Below are 1,067 nucleotides of genomic sequence, written 5' to 3'. Positions count from 1 at the left end.
AGCCGGCGACGACCCGCTCGCGCGCGGCGGCGCGCGCACCGACCTGGCGAGGCACCTGCTGGGCACCGAGAGCGTCGACGCCGCGCTCGCGGAGGCGTCGGCGGCGCTCGTCGAGCTGCCCGACGCACCGTCGCGCGAGCGCGCGTGGGCCCTCGCGACGTTCGCGCGGGCCGCGCTCAACGCGGGGCGCGAGGACGAGGCGACCGAGACCGCGGCGCGCGCGGCGCAGGTCGCGCGCGAGGTCGGCGACGTGGCCGCGGAGTCCGACGCGCTCACGACGGCGGCCGTCGGCGAGCAGATCGACCACGAACGGTCCGCGCAGCTGCTCACCGAGGCCCTCGCGCGCGCCGTCGCGTCGGGCGACCACGCCACCGAGCTGCGCACGCGCTACAACCTCACGTCCACCGCCTACTACGCGGGCGACCTGGTGCGGGCCGCGCACGAGGCCGACGTGGGCCACCGCCGGGCGGTCGAGCTCGGCATGGCGTGGGCCCCCTACGGCGTCGACCTGCAGATGTTCCGCCTGCTCGTGCGGTACGTCGGCGGCGACCTCGCACCCCCTGCGGCGGACGAGGTCGCGGGCGGCCGCGGCGAGGTGCGGGCCTTCCTCACGTCGGTCGAGCTCTACGCGGCGGTCGCGCGCGGCGACGGCGACGCGGTCGAGCGCGCGCTGGCCCTCGAGCCGTGGTGGCCGCGCGACCCGCTCCTCACGCAGCTCGCGGGCGGCAACGCGGTGGACGCACTGACGTGGCGCGGCGAGCCCGCCCGGGCCGTCGCGTACGCGGACCGCGTCGACACGCACGTGCGGTCGGTGTGGTCGCCCGAGTACCTGGGCGGGATCTGGCTGGGCGCGCTCGCGCTCGCGGCGGTCGCCGACCTCGCCGCCGCGCGCCGCGCCGCGGGGCAGGACGACGCGGACGTCGTGGCTGACGCGGACGCGCGGCTCGCGCGCGTCGTCCGCACCGCCGACGAGGGGCGTCCGCGCGGGGGCACGCTCGGGCCCGAGGGGCGGGCGTGGCTGGCACGCGCGCACGCCGAGCACGCGCGCGCCGCGGGCCGGGCCGACG

General features: G+C 79.9%; 1 pseudogene. It reads left to right on the top strand.

The features are described from left to right. A pseudogene (locus CS2_RS19275) lies at positions 1 to 1,067 on the top strand (helix-turn-helix transcriptional regulator); the annotation flags it as partial.

Source organism: Cellulomonas iranensis NBRC 101100 = JCM 18110 (assembly GCF_001552375.1).
In the GTDB taxonomy this organism is placed as follows: Bacteria; Actinomycetota; Actinomycetes; order Actinomycetales; family Cellulomonadaceae; genus Cellulomonas; species Cellulomonas iranensis.
Note: the sequence above shows the minus strand (reverse complement) of the source record. Positions and strands in the feature narration are given on the sequence as shown.